Annotated in this window: 2 protein-coding genes; both read right to left on the bottom strand. The window is 67.9% G+C overall.

The features are described from left to right. Positions 1-415, bottom strand: a 415-nt coding sequence (locus U9977_RS25440) for an AAA family ATPase (RefSeq protein WP_322751814.1), incomplete at its 3' end; no start/stop codon positions are given. Between the two features lie 667 nt (positions 416-1,082). After that, a complete protein-coding gene (locus U9977_RS25435) occupies positions 1,083-2,750 on the bottom strand; it encodes an AarF/ABC1/UbiB kinase family protein (RefSeq protein ID WP_322751819.1) in 1,668 nt (555 codons plus the stop codon). Positions 2,751-2,813: the final 63 nt, after the last annotated feature.

Below are 2,813 nucleotides of genomic sequence, written 5' to 3'. Positions count from 1 at the left end.
GCAGTGTCCCCTCGAAACCGGGGTCGTTGGCGATGAGGTACGGCATCTCGTCCAGGATCACCACGCTGGGTTGGTCCGCGGGCAGCGCACCGGCCAGCAGCCGCAGCGCCGCATCCCAGGATCCGGGTTTCTGCTCATGGAACAGGCCGGCGTCTGGAAGATCCGAGCTTGCGGCCGCCTCGGTGAACAGGCGGAGATCCATCGCCATGTCCGGCTGTGCCGACGCGGTGAAGAACAGGTATGGCACGCCCGCGCGGTCGACGAACTCCTCGGCCAATCGTGACTTGCCGACGCGGCGGCGTCCGCGCATCAGGACAGCCCGACCAGGACGACCCGCCCGGCCGCCGGTCCTGACCCGCTGCAACAGTCGGTCAAGCGTCGCCAGCTCGCGTTCCCGTCCGATGAACTCGGCCATGCCAACCTGCCTCGATCATACTCTCATCCAGGATACTCTCATCGATGAGAGTATCCTGGATGGGTAGGATCATGGCGGGTTCGTGTCACCGTTCGATGGTCGCGCATGGTTGCTTGACCGGTGCCCCGGCGATCTCTACCAGTGCGAGTCGTAGTGGTGGCCGCAGCCGCCGCGGTCGCAGGTGTAGGTGCTTCCGGTGAAACCCGGGCATGGACAGGCCGTGCAGTTACCGTAGCCGGCAAGCGGTGACGAGTCGCTCACCGCAGGGTGGGCGGCAGCGATTTCCCCCAGGGTGATGGGAAAGACGCCAGGATGTCGTGCTGCCACCAGATCGGTTGCGTGCATCGCGTTACCCCCCAGTATGCGGCTATCTGCTTCTACGCAACGTTCGTCCAGATTTACGGATCGTCAACATTGGATAGAAGATAGAGAACATCAAGAGCGACCGGCAATAGGGGACGCGGCGTCGCGGGGCTGGGGCACGCACCTCGCGTCGTTGTCGTCGGTCGACACCCAACACCAGGGTGCCTCCCTCCTCCGCCTCGCGATCTACGCGCCCCAGCCCCGCTCCTTCATCCACGCCCCTATTGCCGGGCACTCTAACTCCGGGAAATGTTTGAGGGCAAGCAAAGACAGGCAGGTTGACGCGGCGTGATCCAGCGCATGCTCAGGCGCTTTCGACCGCCGTTCCGGGGGGAGCACACGCACCAGAACTGCCATCACCGGGCGTGGCTGTACCGGGCGTGGCTGTACCGGGCGTGGCTGTACCGGGTGTTGTGACGTCGGGGGCATCCTGTTTGTCGGTGGCGTCACGCGGCCGAGGCGGCACCGGCGGCTGCGGCTGCCTGTCCTTTCTCGTCCGCTTCGGCTGGCTGGGTTGTTCCGGCACGAGCGGCGTCGCCAGCGGCAGCTGTAGTGGCAGCGGCAGCGGCTGGAGACCAGATTGATCCATTTCGACGGCGAGTGCCGGTAGCCCGCGTCCGGGCCGGTTCGCCCAGGCGGCGTGTTCAGCCGCCGCCGACCCCGGCGGGGCGAAGCCGGGTTGCCAGCGCTGCATCTCGGCGCGAAACGCCCCCGCGCTGTCGAGCTGGCACAGGATGCCGACCGCTCCCAGGGTCACCCGGTGGATCAGCAGGTAGGACGGGGGCAAGTTGAGCTGACGGCCGAGCTGGGCCGCGGGGGAGCGGGGGTCGCCCAGGCGGACGGCCTCCGCTCGCAGCCAGTCACGGGAGAAGCGGAACTCCTCGGTGGCGACAGGACCGAGGATCGGCGCGAGGTACCCGAGGAGGTCCGCCGCGCCGATCTTGGCCGTCGGCAGGATGAAACCCTCGGCTCGTAGACCTGCCATGACGGCGTCCGCATCGCCGTGCAGGGCCAGCCGGCAGAGCCGGCCGATGGGTTCGGGCAGCCCGTCGGGTAGCCGATTGACCGCGCCGAAGTCGAGGATGCCGAGCCGACCATCCGCCAGCAGCCGGAAGTTGCCCGGATGCGGGTCCGCGTGCAGGAGCCCGACCCGTCCGGGGCAGGAGTACAGGAACCGTACGAGCAGCAGCCCGGCCCGGTCGCGTTCGGCGGGCGTGCCCTCGTTTATGATCTTTGACAGGGGTCTGCCGTCGATCCACTCGGATACCAGGACGTGGTTGGTGCCCGTGATGGCCCTGGGCACGCAGATGTCGGGGTCGCCGTCGAACGCTTCGGCGAAGGCTGCCTGCCACGCCGCCTCCAGGCGGTAGTCCAGTTCCTCGACGATGCGTGCCTTCAGCTCGGTGACCAGCGGTTTGATGTCCAGCCCGGGGGTCAGCGCACCGAACAACCGGGCCGCGCGTGCGAGCTGGGTGAGGTCTGCGAGCAACGCCGGCCCCGCTCCAGGATACTGGATCTTGACGGCGACGTCGCGTCCATCCGCCCACACCGCCCGGTGAACCTGGCCGATGCTCGCCGCGGCCGCCGGCGTGTCGTCGAAGTCGCGAAACCTCGCCCGCCAGTCCGGACCGAGATCGTCCGCCAGCACGCGGTGGACCGACGCCGCAGGCAGGGGCGGCGCCGCCTCCTGCAGCTTCGTCAGGGCCGTCCGGTACGGCCGGGCCATATCCTCGGGCAGCGCGGCTTCGAAGACCGACAGGGCCTGTCCGAGCTTCATCGCGCCGCCCTTGAGCTCACCGAGAACACGGAAGATCTGCTCGGCCGTGCGCTGCTGGAGCTCCGAGGCGACGATCTCGGCGGGACGTCCACCGAGTCGCTTACCCATACCGACTGTGGCCCGTCCGGCGATGCCCAGCGGAAGACTCGCCAGCTTGGCGGTTCTGACGATCGCACGTTTTGGGATTTCGGACACAACCCCATCGTGCCTGTTCTGCCGCCAGGAGGCAGGCGGGACTGTGATCCGGGTCATCATTCC

This window comes from Protofrankia sp. Cas8 (genome assembly GCF_963555845.1).
GTDB lineage: Bacteria > Actinomycetota > Actinomycetes > Frankiales > Frankiaceae > Protofrankia.
Note: the sequence above shows the minus strand (reverse complement) of the source record. Positions and strands in the feature narration are given on the sequence as shown.